Below are 5,074 nucleotides of genomic sequence, written 5' to 3' on the forward strand. Positions count from 1 at the left end.
GACCTGATCGAAGCTTCCCGCGCGAGGTCAAGCGATCGACACGCAGCAAGTACCCACCAAAAAAATGCCAGTCAGGGCTTAACTGACTGGCATTGACCCTCGGGCCGGCTTTTTGCTGCCTGTGCGCGGCGCGGCTTACCAGCGGGCCCGCAGGCGGTCGTAGGCGTAGTTGCCCAGCTGGCGGTGGGCCGAGGGCGTCATGTAGACCGCGTCGGCGAACACATATTTGTCCTGGTTGGCGCCAGCGAGCAAGGTGGAGGTATTGCACAGGGCCGAATTGACCTGGCCGGTGCCAATGCCGATGCCGTTGCCTGCATCCACCGAGGTGCACACCGGCGTGGTGGCGATGTCGATGTTGTTGTCAAAGCTGTAGGAGCCGGGCGAATTGGTGAACAGGTTGACGTAGTAGGCCGCATCCACATACAGCACCGTCGCGCCCAGCTTCTCTATGTCCACCAGCAGGCCGGTGTTGAAGCTGGTGCTGGCGTCGTGCAGCAGGGTGGTCTGGCTGGTGGCCAGGGCCCAAGGGGACTTGCTCATGTCGTAGGTGCCGATCACCAGCACATGCTTGGCCCCGGCGTTGACGAGGCGGCGCACCTGGGTGGCCAATTGCTCGCCGGCGCTGCGGGCCGCAGCCAGCAGGGTCAGACGGTCGGCTTCGGTCTTGGGGCTGGCATTGAAGGCCGCCGTGCCCGCGATCACGTCACTGGTTCCGGCATTGACGAACACCACGTCGTTGGCGCCGATGCTGCCGCTGGTCAGGAAGCGGTCGATCTGCTCGGTGATGGTGAGCGTGGTGGCATCGCCAGCCGCATCGGGCTTGGCCGAAACGCGCGCATTGCCGGTGGCGTAGCTCAGGCCGCCCGAGGCTGCGGGCGTGATCGTCTTGCCGTAGCGCGTGGCGATCTGCTCCGTCCAGTTGTTGACAGTGCCGTCGTTGACGGTATAGCGCGCGCCTTTTTGCCCCACGTCGCTGAAGGCATCGCCAAAGGCAATGAAACGGTCGGGCGTGAGCTTCGATTCGATCGTGCTCGAACCACAGGCCGCGAGCAACGCCGCCGACGCACATGCGGCGACCACGAAGGTGCGGCGCATCCAATTTGCTGCCATGTATTTCTCCAGAAAAGTGGGGGCTAGTTTAACGACGCAAGGTCAACCGGATGTAAAGCCTCTCAGCCTCTCAGGCCGCAGCGGCGCGCTGCAGCCGGTCGCGCACGCCTTCCCATTCGGGGGTGGCGGGCGGGATCTCGATCCAGATCAGCTTCACGGCCTGGTCGTCAAAGCCGCGCAGCACCGCAAACAGCTGCTGGGCGGCAGCGGCGGCGTCATCGGGCATGCGGCGCATCACCAGCCTGGACGAGCGTGTGTGCAGCGCGCTGCGGGCATAAATGGCGATGTGTGCCGCATCGGCGCCCAGCAGGTCCAGCGCGGTCTGCAGCGCCCGGGCGTCCATCAGGCGCACCTTGGCGGCCGGGGCATAGTGGGCCTCCAGCGTGCCAGAGGACCGTGGTGTCTGCGCTGGCAGCTCATCTTTCGATAGCGGTTGCAGGCCGCAGGCCGCTGCAATCTGCGCCCGCGTGATCGCCCCCGGGCGCAGCAGCACGGGCACGCCGCGCGTGCAGTCCACGATGGTGCTTTCAATGCCCACGGCGCAGGGGCCGCCGTCGAGCACCAGCAGGTCGGCACCCAGCTCGTCCTGCACATGCTGCGCGGTAGTGGGACTCACGCGGCCAAAGCGGTTGGCGCTGGGTGCCGCCACGCCCCACACGGGCGGGCCACCGTGGGTGGCGGCATCGCCGGGCGCGGCGCAGGCCGCCAGCAGTGCATGCGCCACAGGGTGCGCGGGGCAGCGCAGGCCCACGCTGTCCTGGCCGCCGGTGGCGGCCGTGGCCACGCCGGGCCGGCGCGGCAGGATCAGGGTGAGCGGGCCGGGCCAGAAGGCGTCGACCAGTTTTTGCGCAAAGTCCGGCACCGCGCTGGCGAAGTGGGCGATGCCTGAGGCATCGGCCACATGCACGATCAGCGGGTGGTCGCTGGGGCGGCCCTTGGCGGCGAAGATCTGCGCCACGGCGGCATCGCTGCTCGCGTCGGCCGCCAGGCCATACACCGTTTCGGTGGGCAGGCCCAGCAGGGCGCCGCTGCGCACGGCGCGCGCGGCGGCGGCAATAAATGCGGGCAGGGTGCCATCCAGAATCATGGTCGGAGCGGCGCCATCAGAACGGTGCGATGCCCAGCAAGGCCGCGGCCTGTAGGGCGGTGGCACGCGCAGCTTCAGGGGTGGCCGCGGTGATGTTGAGGTGTCCCATCTTGCGGCCGCGTTTGGCTTCGCGCTTGCCGTACAGGTGCAGATGGGCGCCGGGCAGGGCCAGCACTGCGGCCCAGGGCGGTGTCTGCTCTGCATCGCCCTGGGCAAACCACAGGTCGCCCAGCAGGTTCAGCATGGCGGCGGGGCTGTGCTGGCGCGGCTGCGTCAGCGGCAGGCGGGCCATGGTGCGCACCTGCAGCTCGAATTGCGACACATCGCAGGCGTTCTGGCTGTAATGGCCGCTGTTGTGCGGGCGCGGGGCGATCTCGTTGACCACCAGGCTGCCGTCTTGCAGCACAAAGAACTCCACGCACAGCACGCCTACGTACTGCAGGCCTTCTGCTACAGATTTCGCAGCTGTTACCGCTTGTGCGGCAAGCGCCGGAGGCAGATTCCCTTCGTACACCTCGGTCACGGCCAGAATGCCATCGCGGTGCAGGTTGCGCTGCACGGGCAGGTGCACCATGGCGCCGTCCACGCCGCGTGCCACCAGCACCGAGCATTCGAGCTGCAGCGGCAGCATTTTCTCCAGCACGCAGGGCACCTTGCCGACGGCATCCCAGGCGGCGGCCAGCTCGGCGGCGGTTTTCACGCGCACCTGGCCCTTGCCGTCGTAGCCCATGCGGGCCGTTTTCAGGATGCCCGGCAGCAGATCGGGCGCAGTGGCGGCCAGTTGCTCGGCCGTTGCTATCACCGCGTAAGGCGCGCAGGGCACGCCGCAGGCCACGAAGTGGGCTTTTTCCCGCACGCGGTCCTGTGCCACCGACACGGCAGCAGCGGCGGGCGACACAGGGCGTTGCGCAGCCAGCGCGGCCAGGGCCGCAGCGGGCACGTTCTCGAACTCGGTGGTCACCGCATCCGCCAGGCGGGCCAGTTCGGCCAGGCCCTGCGGGTCTTCGTAGTCCGTCTGGATGTGGTGGTGGCTCACCAGCCCGGCAGGGCTGGTGGGGTCGGCGTCGAGTACGGCGGTGAAGTAACCCATGGCCTGGGCTTGGTGCACGAACATGCGGCCCAGCTGGCCGCCGCCGAGCACGCCCAGCGTGGATCCCGGCAGCAGCGGTGGGAGAGAAGTGTCTTGGCTCATGCGGCAGGCGGCAGGGTCATGTTGCGCGCCACCTCGGTCTGCTCGGCGCGGAAGGCTTCGAGCCGCTGGCGCAGTTCGGGATTTTCAGAGGCCAGCAGGGCCACGGCAAACAGTGCGGCATTGGCGGCGCCAGCGGTGCCAATGGCAAACGTGGCCACGGGGATGCCCTTGGGCATCTGCACGATGGAGTGCAGCGAGTCCACGCCCTGCAGGTGGCGGCTGGCCACGGGCACGCCCAGCACGGGCACGGTGGTCTTGGCTGCAATCATGCCGGGCAGGTGGGCGGCGCCGCCGGCGCCGGCGATGATGGCCTTCAGGCCCCGGCCAGCGGCCGCCTCGGCGTAGGCAAACATGTCGTCGGGCATGCGGTGGGCGGAGACCACGCGGGCCTCGTGCGAAATACCGAATTGCTCAAGGATTTGCACTGCGTGCTGCATGGTGTCCCAGTCGCTGCTGGAACCCATGACCACGCCGATCTGGATGGGTTTCATGGTGTTGGAGGTGCTGAACCGCGGGCCGCGCCCGCTGCACCGCTGTAGGTGGAACCCGCGATTTTACTTTTTGCGCTTCCCCGGCTGGCGCGGGGGCATTTCGATGGGCCAAAATAGCACGCAAACCGCTCCACTCTAAGCCCCACACCACCATGATTGACGTCACCGTAGAAAATTTTGAAGCCGAGGTGGTAGCCGCCTCGATGAACGTGCCCGTGCTGGTGGACTTCTGGGCGCCCTGGTGCGGCCCCTGCAAGTCGCTCGGCCCGGTGCTTGAGAAGCTTGAAACCGAATACGCCGGCCGCTTCAAGCTGGTCAAGATCGATTCGGACCAGGAGCAGCAGATCGCCGGCATGTTCGGCATCCGCAGCATCCCCACTTGCGTGCTGCTGATGAACGGACAGCCCGTGGACGGTTTCATGGGCGCCTTGCCCGAGGGCCAGGTGCGCGCGTTTCTCGACAAGCATCTGCCCTCGGCCGAAGTGTTGGAGGCAGAAGCCGAGGAAGAGGAGGCGCTCGATGCGCTGGCCGAAGGCGATACCGACACCGCGCTCGAAAAGCTGCAGCATGCCGTGGTCACCGATCCGGCCAATGACGATGCGCGCTTTGACTATGTCAAGCTGCTGCTGCAACTGGACCGCGAAGACGACGCCAAGGTGGCATTTGCCCCGGTGATCGCCAAGGCCGCTGCGTCGCGCAAGCTCGGTGCCCTGAAGGCCTGGATGGATGCTCTTGATTTTGTAGCTTCTGGCGCATATGGTGAAAGCGCTGGAGCCGATTTTGATGCGAAAATTGCCGCAAACAAGCGCGATTTCGACAGCCGCTTCGCCCGCGCCCGCTGGCTCATGGCGCAGCAGCGCTGGACCGACGCGATGGACGAACTGCTCGAAATCCTGATGCGTGACAAGGCCTGGGGCGACGAGGCGGCGCGCAAGACCTATGTGGCCATTCTTGAAATCATCGAGCCGCCCAAGGTGAAGGTGGCGGAAGGCCAGATTCCCCCCGAGGACCCGGTGGTGGCAACCTACCGCCGCCGCCTGAGTTCCGTCGTGCTGAGCTGACGGCGCTGTTCACTGCATGAAAAAACGCGCCGAAAGGCCAATGCCAGTCAGTTAAGCCCTGACTGGCATTTTTTTGGTGGGTACTTGCTGCGTGTCGATCGCTTGACCTCGCGCGGGAAGCTTCGATCAGGTC

The 5,074-nt window shown here is 66.6% G+C and carries 5 protein-coding genes; 1 reads left to right on the plus strand and 4 read right to left on the minus strand.

All coding sequences use genetic code 11. The annotated features are described in order from the left end of the window. Window positions 1-135: 135 nt before the first annotated feature. The 4 genes from BLW02_RS19145 to purE form a co-directional block, all read right to left on the minus strand. Window positions 136-1,110, minus strand: coding sequence for an SGNH/GDSL hydrolase family protein (locus BLW02_RS19145; protein ID WP_092701653.1), 975 nt, complete (start codon window positions 1,108-1,110; stop codon window positions 136-138). 70 nt (window positions 1,111-1,180) lie between these two features. After that, window positions 1,181-2,197: an L-threonylcarbamoyladenylate synthase gene (locus tag BLW02_RS19150; protein WP_092701656.1), complete on the minus strand. Its 1,017-nt coding sequence runs from the start codon at window positions 2,195-2,197 to the stop codon at window positions 1,181-1,183. A 16-nt stretch (window positions 2,198-2,213) separates the two neighbouring features. Further along, the gene (locus BLW02_RS19155) at window positions 2,214-3,389 is read right to left on the minus strand and encodes a 5-(carboxyamino)imidazole ribonucleotide synthase (RefSeq protein WP_092701659.1); all 1,176 of its coding nucleotides are present in this window, start codon (window positions 3,387-3,389) and stop codon (window positions 2,214-2,216) included. Next, window positions 3,386-3,880, minus strand: a complete 495-nt coding sequence (purE, locus tag BLW02_RS19160; RefSeq protein WP_092701662.1) for a 5-(carboxyamino)imidazole ribonucleotide mutase — start codon at window positions 3,878-3,880, stop codon at window positions 3,386-3,388. Before purE ends, BLW02_RS19155 begins: the two co-directional genes overlap by 4 nt. 152 nt (window positions 3,881-4,032) lie before the next feature. Here purE and trxA point away from each other — a divergent pair, with 152 nt between their 5' ends. Continuing rightward, window positions 4,033-4,941: a thioredoxin gene (gene trxA / locus BLW02_RS19165; protein ID WP_092701665.1), complete on the plus strand. Its 909-nt coding sequence runs from the start codon at window positions 4,033-4,035 to the stop codon at window positions 4,939-4,941. The last annotated feature ends 133 nt before the right edge of the window (window positions 4,942-5,074 follow it).

Source organism: Acidovorax soli (assembly GCF_900107605.1).
Lineage (GTDB): Bacteria > Pseudomonadota > Gammaproteobacteria > Burkholderiales > Burkholderiaceae_C > Acidovorax > Acidovorax soli.

Bases quoted from the DNA above. Each gene is read 5' to 3' on its own strand.
- BLW02_RS19145 (WP_092701653.1), bottom strand. From the start codon at position 1,110: ATGGCAGCAAATTGGATGCGCCGCACCTTCGTGGTCGCCGCATGTGCG.
- BLW02_RS19150 (WP_092701656.1), bottom strand. From the start codon at position 2,197: ATGATTCTGGATGGCACCCTGCCCGCATTTATTGCCGCCGCCGCGCGC.
- BLW02_RS19155 (WP_092701659.1), bottom strand. From the start codon at position 3,389: ATGAGCCAAGACACTTCTCTCCCACCGCTGCTGCCGGGATCCACGCTG.
- purE (WP_092701662.1), bottom strand. From the start codon at position 3,880: ATGAAACCCATCCAGATCGGCGTGGTCATGGGTTCCAGCAGCGACTGG.
- trxA (WP_092701665.1), top strand. From the start codon at position 4,033: ATGATTGACGTCACCGTAGAAAATTTTGAAGCCGAGGTGGTAGCCGCC.